Genomic DNA, 25,461 nt, shown 5'->3' with positions numbered 1-25,461 from the left:
ACATCTATTCAAAAATTGCATGATCGTCAGTCTATGAAAACTATAACGATCATGCAAGTAAACCCGTGTTACAGAGTGAAGTGTGATATTCAGGCTTTGGATTGGCTGGTTTGCGCTTCACATTCACGGCGCGCTTCTTCCAGAATCTCCAACTCTTTTTTGCTCAAAGGCTGGCCATCCTGTTGCTGCTTGTTAAAGGTCGGATCTAACAAAGAAAGACGATTGCACAAGTTGTTCATGCGTTTTTCATTTTGCTGAATGCGATCCAGCAGAATCCGCATACCTTCTAAAATCGGATCGGACTGGTCTTCAGTCGCGGCATAGGGCTGGAAACCGATACTTTCGGCATAGTCACGACGACGGGCTTCAGCATCATCTTTGGGTTTGTCTTTGGTGATAAAACGTGCCGGGTTGCCCACCGCTGTGGCGTTCTCAGGAACTGCTTTGGTGACGACCGCATTAGAACCGACTTTGGCATTTTTACCCACGGTAAATGGTCCAAGAATCTTGGCACCAGCACCGACTACCACGCCATCTTCTAGCGTTGGATGACGTTTACCTTTATTCCAGGTCGTTCCACCCAAAGTCACGCCGTGATAAAGCGTCACGTCATCGCCAATTTCAGCAGTTTCGCCAATTACGACACCCATACCGTGATCGATAAAGAAACGGCGGCCAATTTTTGCACCCGGATGGATTTCAATGCCTGTGGCAAAGCGGCTAAACGAAGACAACGCACGCGCAGTTCCTTTACAGTCTTTGTTCCATAGCTCATGTGCCATGCGATGCATGATCAGCGCATGAATGCCAGGGTAAGTGGTTAAGACTTCTAAGGTATTGCGTGCTGCAGGATCGCGCGCAAAGACAGCTTGTATATCTTCTTTGAGCTGTTTTAGCATTAGATTTGATCCTCGTCCTGTGATGATGTGTGTGAAGATTTTTTCCAGGTACCGTTATTCAATGCCTGAACACGGCTGAAAATACCACGAAGTAAGTGATATTCCATACGATCTAATTGTATACGTCCGAAGAGACGACGCAAGCGTAAAGGCAATAATCTTGGATTTTTTGGATCCATAAATTCAATTTCTGCCAGCATTTTTTCCAAGTGCGGATAGAACTGTTCCATCTGCGCATGATTGACTAAAGGCTCATCCCATTCCATTTCAATGCCATCAATGACTTGCATGGTCGCTTTAGCATCACGTGGCTGTTCAATTTGACTCATCGTTGCCATGCGCATCTCATAGCAGATCACCTGAATCGCCTGAGCTACATTCAGTACGCCATAATCAGTGTTCACAGGAATAGTCAGGTGATAGTTGGCCATCGCCAGTTCTTCATTGGTCAGACCACGGTCTTCACGGCCAAATAGAATCGCGACTTCCTGCTGATCTTGTACCACAGCGGTCATGGCTTTTTCAGCGGCAGGGCGCACATCTAACAGCGGCCAGGGAATAGTACGGCTGCGTGCGCTGGTGCCGAATACAATCTGACAGTCTTTAATGGCATCTTCAAGGGTTTCTACAATCTCGATCTGCTCGATCAGGTCAGTTGCACCCGCGGCCAGCGCGTCAATATCCGGATGCGGATAGGTTTTTGGTGCCACCAGAACCAGCTTGGACAAGCCCATGGTTTTCATGGCACGTAGGGCACTGCCGATATTGGCAGGTAAAGTGGTATTGACCATGACAATACGCACATGGGAGAGATGTGCTGAAACAGCAGCATTGTCAATTTGACTCATGAGGATTCCAATTTTAAGGTGTTTTAAAGATCAGGATTTATGAATATTGCGGCTGGGATTCGGCCTGATACAGCTCCAGTGCATCATCCATGCTCATGCCCGCAGGCGGCGGAGGAATATCCACCGGCTTGGCCTGTTCATAGGACACGGCTTTGGCAGCTTTGGACTTGACCTGATACTCAATATGCAAGGATTCTTTACCAAAATAATCACGCAATTTGGCTAGGAGCTCATCCAGTGGGGCGACTTTCCAGTTGAGACCCAGATGCAGTTCAGTCGTGGCATACGGATAGTCCAGATACAGAATCACCGGAATATGTGCGGACATATCAACATTGCAATAAGGAGTCAGAATCTGCTGCAAGTCACGGCTCAAGCTCTTGCTGAAATGCTCGGCTGTGAGGGTAATCTTGATGCTATTGGCACGTTTCTGGCGAATTTCATTCAGGCTGAATGCTTTGGTGAGGCGTCCCATCGGACGGTCAAAGCCTTCACGCTCATAGATTTCGCCTTCAATCACCACCACTTTATCGAGCTGGATAATCTCTTTAAAGCGGTTGAAGCGTTCGTGATTGGCTGAAATCTCAATCCGTGCCGTACCATCATCCAGTGTCATCATCATCCGGTTCGGGAAATTGGCAATATCCACCACCAATCCTGCAAACACGGTGGTCACGCCACGGCGGGTCGGCGTCAGCTCATTGATCTGACTAGGCACAAAGGCTTTCAGTTCATTGCGATACACATCAATCGGGTGGCCGGTTAAATACAGGCCAAGCGTGTCTTTCTCACCTTTCAGGCGAACTTCATCCGCCCAAGGTTTGACTGGCTTAGATGGCTTGCGCTGAACTTCTTCAACTTCGCCAAACAGGTCCATGATGCCGGTTTCACGATTGGAACGTGCCTGTTCCGCAGCTTGAACCGCTTCAGGCAGTTGCGCCATCAGGTCGGCACGGTCAATTCCCAAGCAATCCAGTGCACCTGAACGAATCAGTGCTTCTAGAGTACGCTTATTGATTTTTTTCAGGTCAATACGATGACAGAAATCAAACAAGTCACGGAATGGACCTTCTTGTGCACGCGAGTCAATCACCGACTGCATCGCCGCTTCACCGACGCCTTTGATCGCCCCCAGACCATAGACAATGGTTTGCTCATCGATAGCATGGAATTGATACAGCGACATATTCACTGACGGTGGTAAAACTTCCAGATTATTCTTGCGACAGTCATCAATCAGGAATACCACGTTGTCGGTGTTCTGCATCTCCGAGGTCAATACCGCAGACAGGAATTCTGCCGGATAATGCGCTTTCAGCCATGCAGTCTGGTAAGCAACCAAAGCATAAGCAGCCGCATGCGATTTGTTAAAACCATAGCCGGCGAACTTTTCCATATAGTCAAAGATATGGTTGGCCGTGGCTTCATCAATGTCTTTTTTCGATGCACCTTCAATAAAGATCTGGCGCTGTTTGACCATTTCTTCCGGTTTTTTCTTACCCATGGCACGACGTAACAAGTCCGCGCCGCCGAGGGTATAGCCGGCACAGTACTGTGCAGCCTGCATTACCTGTTCCTGATACACCATAATCCCGTAGGTGGGTTCTAGCACGCCTTCAAGCAATGGATGCAGATATTCAAAATCGCCACCATGCATCCGGTGGATAAAGTCAGGAATCAGATCCATCGGGCCTGGACGGTACAGTGATACGAAAGCAATAATTTCTTCAAATTTGCTTGGGCGTGCCTCTTTCAGCATCTTTTTCATGCCCACGGATTCAAACTGGAATACCGCAGTGGTGTTGGCATTGGCAAAGACCAAATACGCGTCTTTATCTTCAAGCGGGATATAGGCAATGTCTAAAGGCTTGTCAGATTTGATGCGTTTATTGATATTTTTAACCGCATCTTCAATCACCGTCAGGTTACGCAAACCCAAGAAGTCAAACTTCACCAGACCTGCAGATTCGACATCGTCTTTATCGAACTGTGCCACGCGTCCGGTACCATCGGCATCACACATGACCGCAGAGAAATCGGTAATTTTGGTTGGCGAGATCACCACACCACCGGCGTGTTTACCGGTGTTTCGGGTAATACCTTCCAGTTTCAGTGCCATTTCCCAGATTTCGGCTGCATCGTCATGGTCTGGATTGGATGGATTGGTGACGATATCTTTAAGCTGGGGTTCAGCTTCTAGTGACTCAAGCAGGCTTAGACCTAAAGGCTTGGTTGGGATCATTTTCGAAATACGATCCGCCAGACCATAAGATTTACCCAAAACGCGGGCAACATCACGAATCGCACCTTTGGCCGCCATAGTGCCGAATGTTGCAATCTGGGAGACCGCATCACGGCCATAGGTACGTGCTACATAGTCAATCACGCGGTCACGGCCTGCGATACAGAAATCGACGTCGAAGTCGGGCATCGAAACACGTTCCGGGTTCAGGAAACGTTCGAACAGCAGTTCATAACGCAGCGGGTCAAGATCGGTAATTTTTAAGCTATAGGCGACCAGTGAACCTGCACCCGAACCACGGCCCGGACCGACCGGAACGCCGTTACTTTTCGACCACTGAATGAAGTCCATCACGATCAGGAAGTAGCCCGGGAATCCCATCGAGTTAATGATGTTAATCTCGTATTCGATACGCTCATCATAAGGCTTGCGGATTTCTGGCCAGTCTTCATCACGTTGTTCAGGCGGATACAGGAAATTCAGGCGTTCTTCCAGACCTTCTTTGGACAAGTGTGCAAAGAAGGTATCAATGGTATGACCTTCAGGAATCGGATAATCAGGCAGGAAGTATTTGCCCAGTTGCAGCGTCACATTACAGCGTTTGGCAATGTGATAGGTGTTCTCAATCGCAGATGGAATATCCGAGAACAGCGCCGTCATTTCTTCAGCAGATTTGAAATATTGTTCAGGTGAATAGGTTTTAGGGCGGCGGTTGTCACCAAGCACATAACCATCTGCAATACATACCCGTGCTTCATGCGCTTCATAATCTTCACGGGTCATGAAATGCACATCATTATGTGCGACCACACCGATATTGTATTTTTTTGCCAGCTTAACGGCTTCCAGAATAAAGTTATCTTCATCCGGACGATTGGTACGGGTCAGGGCAAGATAAACACGATTACCAAATTTTTCGACCCATTCTTCTAGCAGCGGTTCCGCTTTTTGCGGATTTGAACTCATCAGCATTTTGCCGACATCGGAATGCATTCCGAGCAGGGCAATCATGTCCTCAGGCTGATTTAAAATCCATTGTTTTTGAACGCAGGGAATATCCAGTTGCTGACCACTGATAAAGCCTTCAGACACCAGTTCAGTCAAGTTGCGCCAGCCGGTATTGGTCATGGCCAATAAGGTCATGCGATGTTCGGCATCATTCAGGCGAATTTCAGAACCCAGAATCGGCTTGATGCCTTTGCCCAGGCATTTGCCATAGAATTTGACGGCAGCATGCAGGTTAGAAAGATCCGTGAGCGCAAGGGCAGGCATCTGTTCTTTCTCGGCAGCTTTGACCAAGTCAGGTATCCGTACGATGGATTCAGTAATCGAAAATTCTGTATGAATACCAAGATGAACAAAGTGCATAGATGAGTCCCTGCTAAAACCATTGAATAGTTTAACATGGGATTTATTGTTTCAGTTTGAAATTGAGGGGGAAATGGCTAACTTTTAGGTCAAGTTTGAATTTGATTTTTTAAGCTGATTATTTAGTTAGTTGTTAGAAGATATTTTCTTTTACTTTTGATGGGACAAAAGTAACAAAACCCTTTTGTTGATCTAATGGAACTTCCATGTGCTATAAATCAACGGGCGACTTCCTGTCGCCGTGGCACGTATCAAATAGTTGCAGGACTTTACTTTGAAATAATGAGAAAGGGTTCGTAAGTATTAAAAACAATAAAACCCTCTTTTTAGAGGGCTTTATTCATACATAGAAACTAGCTTAACGAAGTCGGGATAACCAGTCGCCGAGGCTTTGTACAATCTGCACCAGAATCAACAATACAATCACCGTCATGATGACTACAGAGGTATCAAAACGCTGATAACCATAAGAAATCGCTAAGTCACCAATACCACCCGCACCGACAGCACCGGCCATTGCCGTTGCACCAATCAAACTGATGGTAGCAGTAGTCAAGTTTAGAATCAGTGAGCTACGCGCTTCCGGCAGAATAAACTTAAAGATAATTTGCATTGGCGTCGCGCCCATGGCTTGGGCAGATTCGATAATACCCTCATTCACTTCGAGTAAAGATGTTTCAATCAGGCGACCAATGTATGGACCGACATAAATGGTTAATGGAACAATCGCTGCCCATGTACCAATCGATGTGCCGACAATTAACTTGGTCAGTGGAATGACTGCGATTAGCAGGATAATAAACGGCAGCGAACGTAGCGCATTCACAATCGGATTGAGACCGTGATAAATCACACGATTCGGCAGAATTCCATTCGGACGTGTTACCAACAGGGTAATCGCCTGAATAAAGCCCCAGATACAGCCAAATAGCATCGCGAAGAACACCATATGAAAGGTTTCTTGCAGCGCTGTCACAAACTGATCTATCGACAGGGAGCTTTTCCAGAACGGCGCCGTGATCGTTGTTAGCCACTGTACAATCAAATCTCTCATGCCTGTACTCCCGCCTGATCGACTTGTACGCCGTGTTGTTCAAGGAATTTTATTGCTGCTTGAATTTCTTGTGCATCACCCAGTAGCTGAATAAACATCTGGCCAATCACCGTGCCATTAATTTCGGTCATATTGGCAAATAGAATATTTAAACTGATATTAAATTGTTTAATCACCGCTTGAATCACGGTTTCCTGAGCCGAACTGCCGAGGAATTTCAGGCAATAAATACTGTTGTGATTCTGGTTTTCCAGATTGGTCAGAATATTGACTGGTAAATGCTGCTGTAATACGGTCTGAATGAAATTCTTGGTGGTCGGGTGCTGTGGTTGACTAAATATTTGTAAGGTACTACCGGTCTCAATTACGTCACCTTTTTCCATCACGGCGACATAATCACATACAGTTTCAATCACATCCATTTCATGGGTAACCATAACAATGGTGATGCCTTGTTCTTCGTTAATTTTTTTAAGTAGCTGTAGAACAGATTTGGTGGTTTGTGGGTCCAGTGCAGAAGTCGCTTCATCACAGAGTAAAATTTTTGGATGATTGGCAAGGGCACGAGCGATCCCGACACGCTGCTTTTGACCGCCAGACAATTCATCTGGAAATGCATGACGTTTATGTTTCAGGTCAATAAAGTCTAATAATTCTTCGAGGCGTTTTTCTCGTTCTGCCTTGCTCCAGCCCAGGAGTTTCATTGGCATTTCGATATTGGCTGCCACGGTTTTGGTTTGCATTAAATTGAAATGCTGGAAAATCATGCCGATGCTGGCACGTTCTTGACGCAATGCTTTGGCATCGAGTGCGGTAAAATCTGTTCCGTTAATGATAATCCGGCCTGAGCTTGGGCGCTCAAGCAGGTTGATCAGACGGATGAGGGTGCTTTTACCAGCACCACTATAACCGATGATGCCAAAAATACTGCCGGTTGGAATCTGAAGATTAATCTGATTCAAGGCATGCAAGGTTTGACCCTTAAGCTCATACTGTTTTGAAATATCTTTAAATTCAATCATAGTGTCAAAAACTGCATCACGGATAAAAAAACAGGCAAGAAATCGTCCTTGCCTGTTCTAAAAGTCTATTATAGTACTATTTTGATTCAGTTAAATACGTCACAGGTTTGTTTACCGCAACTTTCGTACCACCAAAATGTTCATCAACATATGCTTTTACTGCTGGCGTATGATACAACGCACCTACTTTTTGCAGAACTGGATCATTTTGACGATCTGCTGCAACCGCTAATACGTTTACATTCATTTTTGTGCTTTGGTCGATTGGCTCATAGTAAATCGCATCTTTCAATACGTTTAAACCACCTTCCATTGCCAAGGTATTGCCCAGCACAATCGCATCCACTTCGTCTTTTACGCGTACTGCAGTCGCCATTTGAATTGGCTTAATCACGATTTGTTTTGCATTTTCGGTCACATCAGACGTTGTACCTTTGACATTGTCAAAACCAGCTTTTAATTTAACCAGGCCTGCTGATTGTAAAAGTAATAATGCACGTGATTCGTTTGCGCCGTCATTCGGAATGGCAATGGTCGCACCGGTTTTAAACTCGTTTAAAGATTTTACTTTGCTTGAGTAAATGCCCATAGGCTCTAGATAGGTCGTAGATAGAGGTGCAATTTTGGCTGTGTTGGCATCGTTGTAAGCCACCATATAGGCATAAGACTGGAATGCATTCACATCAATTTCTTTGTTGGCTACTGCTGTGTTCATCGACACATAGTCAGTGAAATTTTTCACATCAAGTTTGATACCGGCTGCTTTGGTTTCAGGCAGGGTCGCGATATAACGCCATACGTCTGCATCTGAACCGGTCGAAGCCATAGTTACAGTTTGAAGACCATTTGCATCTTTAGTTTGCGCTGCATCAGTGGCAGGCGCTTCCTGTTTACCACACCCAGTTAAAGTCAATACAGAGGCACTCAAGATAACGCCAAGTAACTTTTTCATGAAATTGTCCTAATTCTATTCTTGCCTAGAGTATAAGCATTTTTAAATCGTGTTAAATAAGAGTTTTATTACGATCTAAGTAGATAGCTTGATCATGGTTGAAGAAAGCTTGAAGTCGAAAGCTGCAAGCGTGCAACAACAATTCTGGTGAACTTGATCAAGTCAGAGGCAGCCCAAATCTGATGTATTTAATCTATTTGGAGAGAGAAAATAGATATTTTATAAGTACATGGCAAGGTTTGAGTGCTCTGAAGTTGCGGATATCATAGCAATAAATCTATATTCGATATACTGGATAAAAAAGCCTTGCTTATCTCTTTAGTCGAATATAAAAAAAGATCTTTTAAACAAAATTTTAATTAAAACAATATATTATTTATATTGAAAATATAGTTTTAATGGATGTGTTTAAATAGTGATCTTTATAAGATTTTGTAAGATAGAAATATAAAAAATGCATATAGATAAATATAAAAAAATATCTGATTTTTTGGGAAATGAAGAAAATTCGATCATTAACGAGATAAATCTTTCCTTTATATTAACTAAGCGAGTCAGTATCTGATCTTGGTTTCCTCAGGTCATGATACTGCAAGCTTGTTTTAACAAAAGGGAATATACAGATAATCCGAACGCTGTTTTTCATAGAGTACGTGTCTACACAAGATATGATCGGCAGGTACAAGTGGATGGTCAAACTCTCTTACTTTTTCTAAGCCAATGTTTTGCATGACACGTTCTGAGGGCGTGTTGATGCAGGCAGTAAAAGAAATGACTTTCTCTAGGCGCAGGGTTCTAAAGGCATATTTTAGTACTGCTTTGGCTCCTTCAGTAGCATAGCCTTGGTTCCAATATTGCGGTAGCAAGCGCCAGCCAATTTCAGGTGCATCTGCCATTTCAAACTCAGGCGGATGCACGTGTAAACCAATAAAGCCAATAAATTCGCCAGAGCTTTTAAGCTCTACTGCATATAAACCCCAAACACGTGTTTCGATGGCATCTTTTAAGCGTTGCATAAATGCAGTGGCTTCGGAAGCATCGAGTTTTTTAAGAAAATAACGCATGACTTCATCGTCTGCGCATATCTAGATAAATGGGGCAGTGTCGGAATCTTGCCATTGGCGGAGGATGAGGCGAGGGCTGGATATTTTAATCATATTTCTTTCATGGTTGAGGTTTCTATGTTTAACTAATTGATTTAAAATTAAATTAACTCAAATTATAACAAGTGGAAGAATGAAGACTAAGATCATAAAAGAATTAATCATAGGTTATCTAGTTATTATTGTTATCATGACATTTATAACCTACTTTTTAATCTACCCCTTAGCAATAGATAAGGGTACGGCTGTAGCAACTATGTTTGGTTGGTCAGCAGGTCTTTTTGCGCCATTGTCTGCTTTTATTTTGTTAAATGCTTGGAAAGAACAAAATAATTTCATGGTCAAACGAGATTTAATGATTGATACATTAGAATATTTAGATGAGGCAACTAGGGCAATAGGGCAAATATATTGGCTAATTTATATAAATGAAACTAAAAATTATTTTTATCCTTACAATGAGAAAAATATACCTTTAGACTTACATAAATTTATCATGGATGAGCATACAATTTTTGTGAAAAATTTAGGTAAATTTCAGAAAGTTGCACTGAGAATTTTAGATAATGCCGAATCTAATGAATTTATTGAACTATATAAAATTTTGAATAAGCTACACGATGAAATAATTTATGCTTTAAATATGAAAAATAAAAAAATTGAAGTAGATATTCAGACTTATAACGATAAATTTCCATATTTGTATGATTACTATCATGATCTTCTTGAAAAGAAAGAAAAATATGAAATTCTAGCTAAAGATTATCTTATTGCGAAATAATAAAAACCCCGCACTCAGCGGGGTTTTTTAATACTTAAACTGAGTTAAGCATTTTCACGCGCAATCGCGCGGTAACCAATATCTTTACGGTATTGGACACCATCGAATGTTACTTTTTCACAAAGCTCTAATGCTTTTGCTTGCGCTTCACCAATGGTATTACCCAGTGCAGTCACACAAAGTACACGACCGCCAGCAGTGACGATGTCGCCATTTTCATTGGCTTTAGTACCTGCATGGAACACTTTCGCATCTGCCATTTCAGTGTCTAAACCTGAAATCACATCACCATTGCTTGAAGTTTCTGGGTAGCCTTTTGACGCTAAAACGATACCAACAGTCTTGCGCTCATCCCATTCAGCTTCAGCAGGTAAGTTACCTGCAATACCAGCTTCAACGAGATCCACCAAAGATGATTTTAAACGCATCATGATCGGTTGAGTTTCAGGGTCACCAAAACGACAGTTAAACTCGATTACTTTTGGTTGACCTTTGTCGTCAATCATCAAGCCAGCGTATAAGAAACCAGTGTAAACGTGACCGTCTTTTTTCATACCTTCAACGGTAGGACGCATCACTTCATTCATGGTTTTTTCAAACACATCAGCAGTCACAACAGGTGCAGGAGAGTAAGCACCCATACCGCCGGTGTTCGGACCTTGGTCGCCTTCAAAAATACGCTTATGGTCTTGCGATGTTGCCATTGGCAAGATGTTGTCGCCATCAATCATACAAATGAAAGATGCTTCTTCACCCGCAAGGAATTCTTCGATCACAACGCGAGAACCTGCATCGCCAAACTTGTTACCTGCAAGCATGTCATCAATTGCTGCAAATGCTTCTTGATTGGTCATGGCAACGATTACGCCTTTACCTGCAGCAAGACCATCAGCCTTGATCACGATTGGCGCACCATTTTTCTCAACAAATGCTTTCGCAGCATCTACTTCAGTAAATACGTCATAGAAAGCCGTTGGAATGTTATGGCGTTTAAGGAAGTGTTTAGCGAATGCTTTAGAGCCTTCAAGCTGCGCAGCAAATTGAGTTGGACCCCAAATTTTAACGCCAGCTTCACGGCATGCATCTACAACACCATTTACAAGTGGTGCTTCAGGACCAACAACCACTAAATCAACCGCATTGCTTTTTGCAAAGTCGATAATCGCAGCATTGTCTAAAATATTTAAGGCAACATTTTCGCATTTATTTTCTGTTGCAGTACCTGCATTACCCGGTGCTACAAATACTTTTGCGACTTTATCATCTTGCGCGATTTTCCATGCCAATGCATGTTCACGACCGCCATTACCCAAAACTAAAATATTCATTAAAAAAAATCCTTCTGAAATAGAATCCCCCTAAATCCCCCTTTGATAAAAGGGGGACTCCCTTCGCTCTACTATGATATAGAAAACCCTCCTTTATTAAGGAGGGCTAGGGAGGATTTAAAATTAATTAGTGACGGAAGTGACGCATACCAGTGAACACCATTGCAATACCAGCTTCGTCAGCTGCTGCAATTGTTTCTTCATCACGCATAGAACCACCCGGTTGAATAATGCATTTGATACCTGCTTTGGCAGCGTTATCAATACCATCACGGAATGGGAAGAATGCGTCAGATGCCATTACCGCACCTTCAACCACTAAACCAGCATGTTCAGCTTTGATTGCAGCAATACGGGCAGAGTTGACACGGCTCATTTGGCCAGCGCCGACACCGATCGTTTGACGGTTTTTGGCATAAACAATCGCGTTAGACTTCACGTATTTCGCCACTTTCCAAGCGAAGATCATGTCATCAATTTCTTGTTCAGTTGGTGCGCGTTTAGTCACAACTTTAAGATCATCTTTAGTAATCATGCCTAAGTCTTGATCTTGAACTAACAAACCGCCGTTTACGCGTTTGTAGTCAAGTTGTGCAGCACGTTCGTCAATCTTTGGAAGTTCGCCACATACTAGTACGCGTACATTTTTCTTCGCACCAGTGACTTCAAGCACGCCTTCAGCAACGCTAGGAGCGATGATTACTTCAACGAATTGACGGTCAACAATTGCTTGTGCAGTTTCAACATCTAATTCACGGTTGAATGCAATGATGCCGCCGAATGCAGATTCTGGATCAGTTGCATAAGCAAGATCGTAAGCAGCTTTGATACCGTCTAAAGATACTGCAACGCCACATGGGTTGGCATGTTTAACGATGACACAAGCAGGCTTTGCAAATGATTTAACACATTCAAGTGCAGCGTCTGTGTCCGCAATGTTGTTATAAGAGAGTTCTTTACCTTGTAACTGTTTTGCAGTTGAAACAGAAGCTTCAGTTGCAGCTGGATCTACATAGAATGCAGCAGACTGATGCGGATTTTCACCATAACGTAAGTCTTGAGCTTTGTTCAATTGTGTATTGAAAGTACGCGCGAATTTGTCAGCCTGACCTTCCTCGACACCTACGCGAGCGCCTAAGTAAGATGCGATCATACCATCGTATTGCGCAGTATGTTCAAATGCTTTCACTGCCAGGTCAAAACGGGTTGCATAAGATAAAGCACCTTCCGCTTTAAGCTCAGCAATTACCGTTGCGTAGTCAGATGCATTCACTACGATACCGACAGAAGCATGGTTTTTTGCAGCAGCACGAACCATAGTCGGACCACCGATGTCGATGTTTTCGATCGCATCAGCAAGTGAACAGTTTGGTTTTGCTACAGTCGCAGCAAATGGATACAGGTTAACAACAACAAGATCGATCGCATCGATGTTGTGTTCAGCCATCACTGCTTCGTCTAGACCACGACGGGCCAGAATGCCGCCATGAATTTTTGGATGTAGTGTTTTAACACGGCCGTCCATCATCTCTGGGAAACCAGTGTGCTCTGAAACTTCAACTACAGCCACATTATTGTCTTTCAACAATTTGTAGGTACCACCTGTAGATAAAATTTCTACCCCTAGAGCAGCAAGTTCTTGTGCAAATTCAACAATACCAGTCTTGTCAGACACAGAGATTAAAGCGCGTTTAATAGTCATGATCTTCGTCACAGTTTTCAAGGAACAGAATAAAACAAAATCAGCAATTTACAGGTTAAAAAAAATGCCTGCGGAAGCCGCAAGCATTTTATCATTTATTCACTCATTAAACCGTGAGCTTTTAACTTTTTACGTAAAGTACCACGGTTGAGTCCGAGAATCTCGGCAGCACGTGTTTGGTTACCACGTGTATATTCTAGAACTACAGATAGAAGAGGTTTCTCCATTTCTGCTAGCACCATGTCGTATACCTGAGATGGTTGCTCGCCCTGCAGTTGTGCAAAATAGTGGCGAACTGCGCGATCTACGTGGATACGTAAAGCAACATCAGATTGTGCAGTAAAAATAGGAGATTTGCTATTCATGCGAATTAATCCGAAAAACAAATATCACTTGGGTAAAGTGATATATAAAAGTGGTCTAGAAATTGAAATGAACTCCATTTTAGATCCTAAAACGGAAGTTCTAAAACTTAGTCATTACATTGAGCCTGTAGCTTGACACATCTCTGCGATTTGGTCGAAAAATAAGCGTAACAATAGTTAAAGTTTTGTTACTGACCAAAATCAAAACAAAAAAATCTGCACGATACGCAATAAATTTTATAGCGCATTAGGCAAGACTGTATTTGTTGTGAAAAAGTCGCGAGGAGTTGCAGCACATAGCTTTCGTGGCGCGTATCATACCATTGTCTAAGCAAAAGTGAGCAAGAAAACTGCATTTTTTTTAACTTTTTTTAATTTTTTAATGCTTTCTCAGCAGATTAGGGGCGAATTATTTCCAAAGTATAGCGATCAAAGCTTTTACGATCGACTGGAAGCTTAAATTTGAATTTAAACGGGCTGTTTTTTGGGATGCGCTGAATATTGACCAGACTTTCAATCAGGTACTCTTCGGAGGACAGGTTATAAGTTGCAATCACTTCACCGCGATGTTCCAGATTGATTCTTAAAATCGGTAAGGCCAGGCTACGGTCATGAAAATTGATCAGCTCACCGCTAAACTCAGCTTCATTATTACCGGTTGCCTTGATTTTGACTTTATTGGCCTGAATCAGTGTGTAGTATTTTTCCAGATTGGAACAATTAAACACTTCACAGGCAGTGTTAAAGGCCAGGCTCATAACGTGACTGTTTTTGATGTATTGCGGATTGAACCAGAAGAATTGAAACATCAGCAGGCTGAACAGTGACAGATTGAGTAAACTCCAGCCTATATAGTACATTGGCCCGCGTTTAGTCTGTTTTTCTGCCTGATCTTCCCAATTCATGCTCGGTAATACTGAAATTGGCTCGGTACTGAAATAATTCAGGTTATTTAAATAGGTTTCCAGGTCAATATTGGAATGTTCAACTTTTTGATCAAAAATCTGTAGCAGGCTATGACGATTGTGCTGATCTGCGTGATAAACACCTGAGTTATTTTGAGTATCAGTTTCGCTGAATTCGCTGGAGTTCGACTGAGCCTGAGATATTGATGCGGTGACCGAATTCCGGGTTTCGGTCACCAAATGCGATAAGGCATTAAATGAAGTAGTACATTTGGGACAGCAAACCATACCCTGCGCAACGGTGAGTTGAGCAACTGTGACCTTATAGGTGGTGGAACAGGTAGGGCAATGGGTTCTTTTGTCACTCATGGATTATTTATAGGCTCATTCGTTCTTATGGCGTTTACCCGAGATACGGCACCAGTGCTCGTCTCGTTTTTCTACCTCTAATATATCAAAATAATTTGAGTAAATGCTAGTAACATCAGCAACTTGCTCTTCAATCACTCCGGCAAGTGCGAACTGTCCCTCAGATTTGATTAAAGTTGCGAACTCAGGAGCCAGCATCATCAGTGGTGCTGCCAGAATATTGGCAACAAATACGTCAGCTTTGGTATTGCCGAGCTCATCTCTAAATTCTTCTGGCAGTCCGACATAAAGTTTGTCCAGTACGCCATTCAGTTCAGCGTTTTGCTGAGTCGCCAGTACAGCTTGTGGGTCGATATCAGTAGCATATGCTTTTTTCGCACCTAATAGCAGTGCAGCTACCGCGAGAATGCCTGAGCCACAGCCATAATCGATGACAATTTTATCTTTCACATTAATTTTGCCGAGCCATTGTAAGCACAGGAAAGTTGAAGCGTGGTTGCCTGTTCCGAAAGCCAGACCTGGATCAAGCTTGATGTTTACCGCATCGGCATCAGGTGCTTCCATCCACTCCGGTACGATCCAGTATTTATCAGCAATCTGAATAGGCTCATAGGCATCCATCCAGGTACGTTCCCAAGCCTGATCTTCAATCAGTTCATGACGGATCGGAGCATCTGGCATTTGTGTACGAATAAAGGTTTCTAGTGCGGCAACATCGATTTCTTCGCCTTCTTCCTGCGCATAAATACCGGTCACAATCACTTTATTCCAAAGTGGCGTTTCACCTGGAAGTGGTTCCAGCAAATCCTGGTTTTCAGCATCATCCAAAGTCACACTCACTGCGCCTAGCGAGCTGAGTAATGTCTCAGTAAAATCAACCTGAGCCTGTTCAACCGTAATATGAATTTGTAACCACTTCACAGAAATAACCTTTATACATTTTTCAAAAAGCTATTGTAACGGAAGTTCAGACTCAACGCTGCTATCTTCTTGATCCATTCCCAAAATAAAAAGGATGCCTGAAGCATCCTTTTAAGCGTTCCAGAGCTTATCTAATCCAGATTCGTTAAAGGTGTTTGCGCCGGGAGTGGTGCAAGCCGATTCAACAAGCTGCCAAAAATTGCAGCAAAGATATACATAAAGATAGAATAAACCGCGGCTGGCATTGCCACAGCAGCACTGCCAATCACGGTCAGGGCAATGGTCATGGCGAGGGTGCTGTTATGAATGCCAATTTCAAATGCACTGGCACGGGCTTGAGCGCTATTAATATTCAGTAGTCGTGGAATCAGATAACCAATACTCAGGCTCAAGGTGCAGAATAAGGCAGTCGCTAGACCAACCTGGGTCAAGTATTCGCCGATATTTGTGCGTTCTTTAATAAGTGTGGCAATAATAATCAGCACCAAAAAGCCAATCGAAAAAATCCGCAGCGGCCGATTCAGTTTTGCTGTCACGCCTGGTGCATAGCGCCGAATCAACATGCCAATTCCCACCGGAATCAGGATGATCGCAAAGACTTGCAGAATCTTGCCGAATTGCAGGCCAACTTGCTGGCTATCCTGCATAAAATGCATGATCGAAAAATTAATAATTAAAGGTAAGGTAATCGCTGCGATGACTGAGTTGATAGCAGTCAAAGTGATATTGAGGGCTAAGTCACCTTTAAACAGATAGCTAAACAGGTTGGCTGTTGCACCCCCGGGCGAAGCCGCCAAGAGCATCAACCCGACTGAGAGTAATGGGGTTAAAGCGAATAGCTTGCAAAGCAAAAAGGCAATGCCAACCAGAATAACCAGTTGGCAGAACAATGCTATAAATACGGCTTTGGGGTGACGAGTGACACGGCTAAAGTCCCGAGGTGTCAGTTCAAGGCCAAGTCCCATCATGATGATTGCAAGTGCCAGCGGCAGTAATATTGTTATAAGGCCAGAATCCATCTGTATGCTCCTTGTCGAAAATTGTTTTAATACTTCTGATTTTCTTTGGAAAAGCATACAGCCTTATAGCAAAATCAGCCAAATAAATTACAAATCTGATAAACGACTTTTATTACTATATACCACTTGCTGGCGGCTAATTAGCACACCGAAAATGGTCGCGAAACTGTACATGAAAATTGTATAAATGCCTGCTGGAATGGCCATCGTGACATTATTCAGAACCGAAATCGCAATGGTTAGGGCAATGGCTGTGTTATGAATGCCGATTTCAAAGGTACAAGCACGTGCCATTTTCTCTGGAATGCCCATGAGTAGAGGGATGCAATAGCCAATAAACAGGCTGGAAAAACATAAAATCGCAGTTGCTGTACCAATATTGGCAAAGTATTCGACCAAATTCGAACGTTCTCTGAAAATGGCGAATATGAATAGGATGGTTAGAAAACCGATAGAGAGTAAGCGCATGGGCCTGCTGACAGTAATCGACAGGTTTGGAAATTTGGCTCGAAGCAGCATACCCATGATCACGGGAATCAAGGTAATTAAAAACACTTGTACAATCTTTTCAACTGGAAAAGTCACGTTTGAGTCATGACTCATAAAGTAGTGTAAGGACAGATTGACAATAAAGGGCAAGGTAAAAATAGAGATGATGGTATTAATGGCGGTTAGAGTAATATTCAGTGCCACATCACCTTTATATATGTAGCTAAACAGGTTTGCGGTTGGACCACCGGGCGAGGCGGCCAGCAGCATCAGACCTACAGCAAGCAAAGCGGGCAAGTCCAAAATCAGACAAATAAAAAAAGCAATGCTGGGTAATAGGACTAACTGCGCAAATAAAGTAATAAAAATGACTTTAGGATAGCGACTTAAGCGCAGGAAATCTTTGATGGTGAGTTCTAGCCCCAGCCCCATCATCATAATTGCCAATGTAATTGGCAAAAAAACGCTAAAAAACCCCGAATCCATGAATTTGCCTTTTTATTATACATTTATAGGTATATTTCCAGTTTAGCCTAGATGAATAAATAAGCAATAAAAAACGGGCAAAATGCAGTCACTTTGCCCGTCAAAGCTTTTACTTGAAATCTAAACTATTTAGATATATATCGGCTACATACCTGGCTGGCCTTGCATTGGTGAATCAGGCTGTGCTGGCTGGTTCATCTGATGCTGCATAGGCTGGTTTTGCATATGTGGCTGCATCGGTTGGCTTTGCATCTGAGATTGTCCCTGAGGGCGTGGTGGCATAAAGCCTAATGCACATTTACCTTTGACTTCGGCACCATTGATGGTGGCAGTAGTCGCACCACTGTTGCCGCTACAGGTACTCATGAGTTCGGCTTCATCGCCTTTGATTGAAGCATTTTTGGATGAAGTGAAAAACTGCGGCTCACAGGTACCATTCCAGATAATGCCGCGATAGGCAAAACTGACTTGTGCACCTTGGGATTTGCCTTTACAAACCTGTTGGTACTTTTGTGCATTATAAATGGTTTCGACCTTATCATTCGCTGATGCAGCAAATGGCGCAAAACATAAACCACATAGAACGGTTGAGAGGAAAATATTCTTATTCATCTTTTATACCTTTGTTTGTAATGTAACCAACATATAGATTAAAAAATGCGCCAGATTAAACAATGCAAATCGAGTAAATTTCTCAGCTTATATGTTTAATTTATATAGTTCCTCTGCAAAGTTAAATTACAGTGCTTTATTGTTATGCGAGTTAAGTGCGATTTATCTCAGGATAAATTCAACTGAATTTGTCTACTTTAGAGTGAAATTTGCTATAATGCTCAGCTATTCTTTTTTATCTCTCAATTACCACTATGCATTATCCTAAAGTATACGATGTTATTGTTATCGGTGGCGGTCACGCCGGTACGGAAGCGGCTCTGGCTGCAGCGCGTATGGGTCGACAGACTTTACTCTTAACTCATAACATTGAGACTTTAGGGCAGATGAGCTGTAACCCGGCCATCGGTGGTATTGGTAAATCGCATTTGGTGCGTGAAATTGATGCTTTGGGCGGTGCGATGGCACTGGCTGCCGATAAAGGCGGTATTCAATTCCGTATTTTGAACTCGCGTAAAGGTGCTGCAGTACGTGCAACACGTGCGCAGGCGGACCGTGTACGTTATAAAGCGGCTATTCGCGAAACATTAGAAAACCAAGCAAACCTTGATATTTTTCAGCAAGCCGCAGATGACCTGATTGTTGAAGGCGATACCGTTAAAGGTGTGGTTACCCAAATGGGTATCCGTTTTGATGCGAAAACTGTGGTGCTGACAGCAGGTACATTCTTAGGTGGTGTCATCCACGTTGGTCTGGAGAAATCTAGCGGTGGTCGTGCTGGTGATCCGCCATCTATTTCACTTGCACATCGTTTGCGTGAATTAAACTTGCCAGTAGGTCGTTTAAAAACAGGTACACCACCACGTATTGACGCGCGTTCAGTGGATTTCTCTGTGATGACACCACAGCCGGGTGATTTCCCATCTCCGACCATGTCATTCATGGGGGATGTGTCTATGCATCCTGAGCAGGTAAATTGCTATATCACGCATACCAATGAACGCACGCATGAAATCATTCGTGGCGGTTTAGACCGTTCACCGATGTACACGGGTGTGATCGAAGGTGTTGGACCACGTTATTGCCCATCGATTGAAGATAAGATTCACCGTTTTGCCGATAAAGATTCTCACCAAGTCTTCTTGGAGCCTGAAGGCTTGGATACACATGAGCTTTATCCAAATGGTATTTCGACTTCTTTACCGTTCGACGTTCAGTTTGAACTGGTTCGCTCGATCCGTGGTATGGAAAATGCGCACATTCTTCGTCCGGGCTATGCCATTGAATACGATTACTTCAACCCACAAGCGTTGAAATTTACCCTTGAAACCAAAGCAATTAATAACTTGTATTTCGCCGGTCAAATCAACGGCACAACCGGTTATGAAGAAGCGGGTGCGCAGGGTTTGCTTGCAGGCTTGAACGCTGCACGCCGTGCTTGGGATCAGGAGCAATGGACGCCAAAACGTGATGAAGCATACATGGGTGTTCTGGTCGATGACCTGATCACATTAGGTACCAAAGAACCATACCGTATGTTCACCTCACGTGCCGAATACCGTTTGATGCTGCGTGAAGATAACGCAGATCAGCGTTTAACAGCCATTGGTCGTGAAATGGGTCTGGTGGATGACGCGCGTTGGGCAGTGTACTGTGAGAAAATGGAAGCAGTGGAAAAAGAAACAGGCCGTTTGCAACACTTGTGGGCCGCACCAAATAACCCAATGGGCAAGAAATTCGTTGAGATGACCGGTGCAGACCTGTCTAAAGAATGTTCGGCGATTGATTTGTTGAAACGTCCAAACATTTCATTTGCTCAAATTGCAGAGTTAACCAATTCTGAAGTATCACCATTTGTCGGTGAGCAAATTGAAATTGCAGTGAAATATGCGGGTTATATTAATCGTCAGCATGAAGACGTCGCACAAATGAAACGTCTTGAAGAAACCCGTATTCCTGCGGATTTCGATTATGACATCGTGTCAGGTCTGTCCCGTGAAATTACCCTGAAACTGAAAGATGTTCGTCCTGAAACATTGGCGCAAGCCAGTCGTATTCCAGGTGTAACCCCTGCAGCAGTTCAACTGGTGATGATTACAATTCGTAAGAATGCACAAGCAAAGAAATCTGCTTAAGATTATGCGCTAAAAAAGCCCGCATTAAGCGGGCTTTTTATCGGCTTGTAGTTTTGTATAAGTTTTGACTATCGTTGAATTAAAAATAACTACTATTAAATTAAGTTATTGATAAATATATATAATGAATATTATTAAGATGTATTAAGTCTAGAAATACAATCTTTTAGGTCTAATTTAGATGATATTTACACATGCTGATGTGCTTAAACCCGACTATTGTCGTGCTATTTCTCTATCAAGATTAGGTTAAGAATAATGCAACGGATCGTCAGACTATCAAACGGTTTGTGAATTATTGATGGAGATCAGTCATGGCACAGCCATACAGCGGAAAAGCCCAAAAAATATTAACGATATTCTTATGTTTCTGGGTCGCATTTTTTGAAGGTTTTGACCTTCAAGCTCCCGGGATTGCGGCGAAAGGAATTGCAGCAAGCTTTGGTTTAGATCAAATCCAAATGGGCTATGTATTTAGTCTGGGTGTCTTTGGAATGCTGTTTGGCGCATTCTTTGGCGGACGTATTGCAGATTATCTAGGACAAAAGAAAGTCCTAATGCTTTCTGTGACTATTTTTGGTCTGTTCATGTCGTTGACTGCAATTGCGCCAAGCATCGAAGTTTTATATGCAGCGCGTTTCTTTACTGGTTTGGGTTTAGGTGCGGCAATGCCAACCATGATTTCAGTCGTCGGTGATGAAGCAACGGAAGCCAACCGTGGCAAGCTAAATAGTCTGATGTATTGTGGTTTGCCGGTAGGGGCGATCTTTGTTGCCGGTCTGGCCATGTTGCTTCCAGAGATTCAATGGCAAACCTTGTTCCTGATTGGGGGATTAACGCCTTTAGTATTGATTCCATTGATGGCGTTTATTCTTAAAGATAAGTCTAAAGTGAATGCGGAAGTGCAGGTCTCTGACGAAGCTGTACCGGGCATGGCTGAAGTTTTGTTCAAGCAGCGCCAATATAAAAATACAGTACCTCTTTGGGTCGGGTTCTTTTTTACCTTGATGATCAATTATATTTTGATTAGCTGGTTGCCAAATTTACTTATGGAACAAGGTTTACAGAAACAACAGGCATTTCTGGTGATGTTGGTGTTCCAGGTGGGCGCTGTCATTGGAACCTTGAGTCTGGGTTATTTGCTGGACCGTTTAAAGCTCTGGCAAATGGCAACCATCATTTATAGTGGCTTGTTTGTTGCCTTGGTATTGTTATTCACCACAACTTCTATTCCGTTATTAATTTTGGCGGGAGTCATGGGTGGTATTTTCTCTACAGGTGGTCAATCTATTCTGTATGGGATCTCACCAATTTTTTATTCAGGCGCAGGCAAAGTGACAGGCGTGGGGAGTGCGATCTCTCTAGGGCGTTTAGGAGCGATGACTGGACCATTATTAACTGGAAAAATTCTGGCATTAGGTTTGGGAACGACGGGCATTCTTGTGGCAAGTTTGCCAGCAGTGGTCGTATCGGTAGCTGTCACCGCACTATCACGTTATAAGGCTACTCATAAGTAATAGATTATTGATATCTCAATACAGAAAAGGGAATCTGAAGATTCCTTTTTTTATCGTCGAGGTTTTTAATTGAATAAAGTCAGTCCATAAAATTTGCTAAAATATACGGATAGTAAACAGATTGATTTTTATATGGCTTATCAACTTATTCCACTCTCGATTCAGGCCACTGATAATATTGCCTGTCCACATTGTCAGCACAACGTGATTGATTGGGCAGAAGAGCAGTATGTGCAACCTTGTGAACATACCCTGTTTATTGCCATGGATATTGGCTTTGAATATATGACGGATGAATTCGAGCACAGCATGCCGCGTTCTGTAGATGATCTGCATGCCAATGATGATCAGGTGAATATGCTGGATGAAATCACCCAAGCGACTTATTCAAATTATCTGATATATAAGTCTGATCTGGGCATAGATGGGTATTTCCGCTATGTGGGTTTTACTGCATAAATCATCATCAATAAAAAAGCGCCAATCGGCGCTTTTTTATATGGAAAGATTAACTTTCTATTTCTTCTTCGATTTCATCATCCGTAGTATCCATGCCCAATTCTTTAAGCTTGCGCGTTAAAGTGTTGCGACCCCAACCTAAAAGTTCTGCGGCATGACGTTTACGGCCACGGGTTTGTTGCAAGGCTGCATTGATCAAGGTGCGTTCAAACATTGGCGTCGCAACATCCAGAAGTTTCATTTCACCATTTTTGAGTTTCTGCATCGCCCATTGACCCAGCAATTCATCCCAGTGATGCGGTGCGATCTGGTTCAGCGTTGGAATTGGCGCACCCGGATCCTGCTGATGAATTGGAATCTGTTTCAGCTCAGGTGGCAAGTCTTCAGGATAGACTTCACGACCTGTGATCATGACAGTCAGCCAGCGACAGGTATTTTCAAGTTGACGCACGTTACCTTGCCATGGCAATTTTTGCATATATTCCTGAGTTTCAGGACGCAGAATCTTTGGATTGACCCCAAGTTCCTTTCCGGCACGCGCCAGAAAATGCTGCGCCAGCATCGGAATATCTTCACTGCGATGTGCCAGTTTTGGAATATGAATACGAATTACATTCAGTCGATGATACAAGTCTTCACGGAAACGACCATCATGAACCAGTTTTTCCAGATCCTGATGTGTCGCTGCCACGATACGCACATCGACCTTAACGGGAATATGACCGCCAACACGGTAAAATTCACCATCGGCTAGTACACGCAATAAACGGGTCTGGGTTTCAAATGGCATATCGCCAATTTCATCTAAAAACAGCGTGCCGCCATTGGCCTGTTCAAAACGACCCTGACGTTGGGTGTTAGCACCGGTAAATGCACCTTTCTCATGGCCGAACAGTTCAGTTTCGATCAGGTCTTTTGGAATCGCCGCCATATTGAGGGCAATAAAAGGTTTTGAACTGCGTGGTGAATGACGATGCAGGGCATGCGCTACCAGTTCTTTACCTGTACCAGACTCACCATTAATCAACACGGTAATATGCGATTGTGATAAACGGCCAATGGCACGAAACACTTCCTGCATGGCAGGCGATTCACCAATAATTTCGGTAGATTGAATCGGTGGAGCCGCTTTTGCCGATTCTTGTTGCTGTAGCTTGGTGATATGTAAAATCGCACGATTTACCAGTGCCAATGCTTCATCAATATCAAAAGGCTTAGGCAGATATTCAAAAGCACCAGTTTGATAGCTGGAAACAGCCGACTCTAAGTCTGAATGCGCCGTCATAATAATGACAGGTAGGTCAGGATAATTGTGTTTGACTTTGCCCAGGAAAGTAAGACCATCAATTCCTGGCATACGGATGTCGGTCAGAATCACATCAGGTGCTTCCAGACTCAATTGATCCAGTGCAGATTGTGCTTCTTCAAAACTGGTCACATCCAGGCCTTCTTCTTTAAAGGTCTTTTCCAGTACCCAGCGCATGGCGCGATCGTCATCAATCACCCATATTTTATTTCGCGACATGATTTGACTCCCAAGGTAAATATAAGCTAAAGACGGTTTTTCCAGCCACGGACTGACACTCGATCATGCCGTTGTGCTGATGAATAATATTCTGAGCAATACTGAGGCCCAGTCCGGTCCCTTTGGCACGGCTGGTGACCAGCGGATAAAACACCGATTCGATAATCTCTTCCGGCACACCTGGGCCATTGTCTTCAATATCAATCCGTACCACAGAGCGGTGAATCACCCCGTTAATAGTAAAAAGACGCTGGATCCGGGTTCTTAAAATCAGTTCCGGTTGATGTTCGACAAAGAATTCCTTGTTTTCGGTCATGGCCTGTACGGCATTGGCGCAAATATTCAAAATGACCTGAATCAATTGGTCACGGTCTGCCAGAACTTCCGGTAAGGACAAGTCGTAATCCCGGATAATCTTGATTTTCTTTTTGGTCTGGTTGGCAATCAGTGAACGTACACGTTCCAATGGTTCATGGACATTGACCAGTTCATAGCTCGGAAGCTGGCGTGAGCCGAGCATGGTATCGGCCAGATTTCTCAGTCGATCCACTTCGCTAATGATAATGTCGGTAAATTCTTTGTATTGTGGATCATTCAAACTACGTGCCAGTAATTGAGTCGCGCCACGAATGCCACCGAGTGGATTTTTGATTTCATGCGCGACACCGCGAATCAGCTGACGCGCTACCTGATGCTGTTGCAGCAGATTTTCTTCGCGTGAAATTTTTAACATGCGATCGCGAGGATTGAGTTCGATGAGCAGTAGCGGATGATAAGGTTTGCCCAGATTTAGCTGAGAAACAGTGTAGTCAACATGAATGTCTTTAAAGTTGACCAGAATAGTGGCTTCGCGGCGTGTATAAGGCTGTCCCGTAGTTAAAGTATTATTCAGGGCTTCTTCGGTATTGAACTCATCTGTCGGGTTTTGCAAAATATTGAGCACGGATGTGCCGCTCGCGCGGAATAAGCTCACATCAAATAAGGCTTCACAGGCAGAATTCAGATAATAAATATTAAGATCGCGGTCTATCAATAAGATACACGTGGTCATATTGTCCACTAAAGCACGATAGTCGATCGGAATAATTTGATCCATTCGCGGGTTTGTTCCTGTATTAAAATGGCGCAATGGCATCTTCATAAAGCAATTTAATCAATTTTAAGTTCTGATTTGATGCAAGATGCACGCCAACTTTTATGACGAGAGATTATTTATTGCGATGAAATGCAGAAATGTGACAGAGCAACACAATTCATCTTAGATATAGCGGATTAAATTGAGGCTGTAAATCTAAAATGATTCATTTTGGTGCATGAGTGGGTATGTTGAATATTTTATGGCAATATTTTAGTGCATGAT

General features: G+C 43.2%; 21 protein-coding genes. 4 read left to right on the top strand and 17 right to left on the bottom strand.

Going from position 1 to position 25,461, the window contains the following annotated elements; genetic code table 11:
• Positions 1 to 89: 89 nt before the first annotated feature.
• From cysE to ACP7BU_RS01080, 7 genes are all read right to left on the bottom strand, one after another.
• Entirely contained in the window at positions 90 to 899 is an 810-nt protein-coding gene (cysE, locus tag ACP7BU_RS01110) for a serine O-acetyltransferase (protein ID WP_004279928.1), read from the bottom strand.
• On the bottom strand, positions 899 to 1,747 hold the full coding sequence (locus ACP7BU_RS01105; protein ID WP_004279927.1) for an RNA methyltransferase: 849 nt from the start codon (positions 1,745 to 1,747) through the stop codon (positions 899 to 901). Before ACP7BU_RS01105 ends, cysE begins: the two co-directional genes overlap by 1 nt.
• A gap of 37 nt (positions 1,748 to 1,784) precedes the next feature.
• Positions 1,785 to 5,357: a DNA polymerase III subunit alpha gene (gene dnaE / locus ACP7BU_RS01100; protein ID WP_425878212.1), complete on the bottom strand. Its 3,573-nt coding sequence runs from the start codon at positions 5,355 to 5,357 to the stop codon at positions 1,785 to 1,787.
• Between the two features lie 358 nt (positions 5,358 to 5,715).
• Entirely contained in the window at positions 5,716 to 6,411 is a 696-nt protein-coding gene (locus ACP7BU_RS01095) for a methionine ABC transporter permease (protein WP_004279923.1), read from the bottom strand.
• Entirely contained in the window at positions 6,408 to 7,433 is a 1,026-nt protein-coding gene (locus ACP7BU_RS01090; RefSeq protein WP_044110226.1) for a methionine ABC transporter ATP-binding protein, read from the bottom strand. The genes ACP7BU_RS01095 and ACP7BU_RS01090 overlap by 4 nt, the downstream gene beginning before the upstream one ends.
• A gap of 76 nt (positions 7,434 to 7,509) precedes the next feature.
• Entirely contained in the window at positions 7,510 to 8,385 is an 876-nt protein-coding gene (locus tag ACP7BU_RS01085; protein WP_005100876.1) for a MetQ/NlpA family ABC transporter substrate-binding protein, read from the bottom strand.
• A gap of 602 nt (positions 8,386 to 8,987) precedes the next feature.
• Positions 8,988 to 9,449: a GNAT family N-acetyltransferase gene (locus tag ACP7BU_RS01080; protein WP_425878216.1), complete on the bottom strand. Its 462-nt coding sequence runs from the start codon at positions 9,447 to 9,449 to the stop codon at positions 8,988 to 8,990.
• A 172-nt stretch (positions 9,450 to 9,621) separates the two neighbouring features.
• On the opposite strand from ACP7BU_RS01080, the gene ACP7BU_RS01075 reads away from it, so the two are divergent.
• On the top strand, positions 9,622 to 10,269 hold the full coding sequence (locus ACP7BU_RS01075; protein ID WP_346799681.1) for a hypothetical protein: 648 nt from the start codon (positions 9,622 to 9,624) through the stop codon (positions 10,267 to 10,269).
• A 44-nt stretch (positions 10,270 to 10,313) separates the two neighbouring features.
• On the opposite strand, the gene purD is transcribed toward ACP7BU_RS01075, so the two are convergent.
• The 8 genes from purD to ACP7BU_RS01035 form a co-directional block, all read right to left on the bottom strand.
• Positions 10,314 to 11,597 carry a phosphoribosylamine--glycine ligase gene (gene purD, locus ACP7BU_RS01070; RefSeq protein ID WP_425878218.1) on the bottom strand — a complete coding sequence of 428 codons (1,284 nt, stop codon included), beginning with the start codon at positions 11,595 to 11,597 and terminating at the stop codon, positions 10,314 to 10,316.
• 127 nt (positions 11,598 to 11,724) lie between these two features.
• Positions 11,725 to 13,299 carry a bifunctional phosphoribosylaminoimidazolecarboxamide formyltransferase/IMP cyclohydrolase gene (purH, locus tag ACP7BU_RS01065; RefSeq protein WP_425878220.1) on the bottom strand — a complete coding sequence of 525 codons (1,575 nt, stop codon included), beginning with the start codon at positions 13,297 to 13,299 and terminating at the stop codon, positions 11,725 to 11,727.
• A 95-nt stretch (positions 13,300 to 13,394) separates the two neighbouring features.
• A complete protein-coding gene (gene fis, locus ACP7BU_RS01060) occupies positions 13,395 to 13,664 on the bottom strand; it encodes a DNA-binding transcriptional regulator Fis (RefSeq protein WP_001086304.1) in 270 nt (89 codons plus the stop codon).
• A 398-nt stretch (positions 13,665 to 14,062) separates the two neighbouring features.
• A complete protein-coding gene (locus ACP7BU_RS01055; RefSeq protein WP_004279897.1) occupies positions 14,063 to 14,938 on the bottom strand; it encodes a DUF3426 domain-containing protein in 876 nt (291 codons plus the stop codon).
• Between the two features lie 15 nt (positions 14,939 to 14,953).
• Entirely contained in the window at positions 14,954 to 15,859 is a 906-nt protein-coding gene (gene prmA / locus ACP7BU_RS01050) for a 50S ribosomal protein L11 methyltransferase (RefSeq protein WP_005266631.1), read from the bottom strand.
• A gap of 131 nt (positions 15,860 to 15,990) precedes the next feature.
• On the bottom strand, positions 15,991 to 16,878 hold the full coding sequence (locus tag ACP7BU_RS01045; RefSeq protein WP_425878225.1) for a bile acid:sodium symporter family protein: 888 nt from the start codon (positions 16,876 to 16,878) through the stop codon (positions 15,991 to 15,993).
• A gap of 87 nt (positions 16,879 to 16,965) precedes the next feature.
• Positions 16,966 to 17,853 (bottom strand): bile acid:sodium symporter family protein, encoded by an 888-nt coding sequence (locus ACP7BU_RS01040; RefSeq protein WP_005100861.1) that lies wholly within the window; start codon positions 17,851 to 17,853, stop codon positions 16,966 to 16,968.
• A 144-nt stretch (positions 17,854 to 17,997) separates the two neighbouring features.
• Positions 17,998 to 18,465, bottom strand: a complete 468-nt coding sequence (locus tag ACP7BU_RS01035) for a hypothetical protein (RefSeq protein ID WP_114540771.1) — start codon at positions 18,463 to 18,465, stop codon at positions 17,998 to 18,000.
• A 254-nt stretch (positions 18,466 to 18,719) separates the two neighbouring features.
• Here ACP7BU_RS01035 and mnmG point away from each other — a divergent pair, with 254 nt between their 5' ends.
• The 3 genes from mnmG to ACP7BU_RS01020 all read left to right on the top strand — a co-directional run bounded on the left by mnmG (position 18,720) and on the right by ACP7BU_RS01020 (position 22,576).
• The gene (mnmG, locus tag ACP7BU_RS01030) at positions 18,720 to 20,600 is read left to right on the top strand and encodes a tRNA uridine-5-carboxymethylaminomethyl(34) synthesis enzyme MnmG (protein WP_004279892.1); all 1,881 of its coding nucleotides are present in this window, start codon (positions 18,720 to 18,722) and stop codon (positions 20,598 to 20,600) included.
• A 314-nt stretch (positions 20,601 to 20,914) separates the two neighbouring features.
• On the top strand, positions 20,915 to 22,117 hold the full coding sequence (mhpT, locus tag ACP7BU_RS01025) for a 3-(3-hydroxy-phenyl)propionate transporter MhpT (RefSeq protein ID WP_313564220.1): 1,203 nt from the start codon (positions 20,915 to 20,917) through the stop codon (positions 22,115 to 22,117).
• Positions 22,118 to 22,249: 132 nt separating this feature from the next.
• The gene (locus ACP7BU_RS01020) at positions 22,250 to 22,576 is read left to right on the top strand and encodes a hypothetical protein (RefSeq protein WP_004279890.1); all 327 of its coding nucleotides are present in this window, start codon (positions 22,250 to 22,252) and stop codon (positions 22,574 to 22,576) included.
• Positions 22,577 to 22,625: 49 nt separating this feature from the next.
• Here ACP7BU_RS01020 and glnG read toward each other — a convergent pair whose 3' ends face one another.
• Together glnG and glnL are read right to left on the bottom strand one after the other, a co-directional pair.
• Positions 22,626 to 24,101: a nitrogen regulation protein NR(I) gene (glnG, locus tag ACP7BU_RS01015; protein ID WP_004646710.1), complete on the bottom strand. Its 1,476-nt coding sequence runs from the start codon at positions 24,099 to 24,101 to the stop codon at positions 22,626 to 22,628.
• Positions 24,088 to 25,197 (bottom strand): nitrogen regulation protein NR(II), encoded by a 1,110-nt coding sequence (gene glnL, locus ACP7BU_RS01010; RefSeq protein ID WP_004646711.1) that lies wholly within the window; start codon positions 25,195 to 25,197, stop codon positions 24,088 to 24,090. Before glnL ends, glnG begins: the two co-directional genes overlap by 14 nt.
• Positions 25,198 to 25,461 lie beyond the last annotated feature (264 nt).

It is taken from the genome of Acinetobacter sp. 40AMC3-4, from assembly GCF_049898185.1.
GTDB lineage: Bacteria > Pseudomonadota > Gammaproteobacteria > Pseudomonadales > Moraxellaceae > Acinetobacter.
This window is presented reverse-complemented; position numbering and strand designations above follow the sequence as displayed.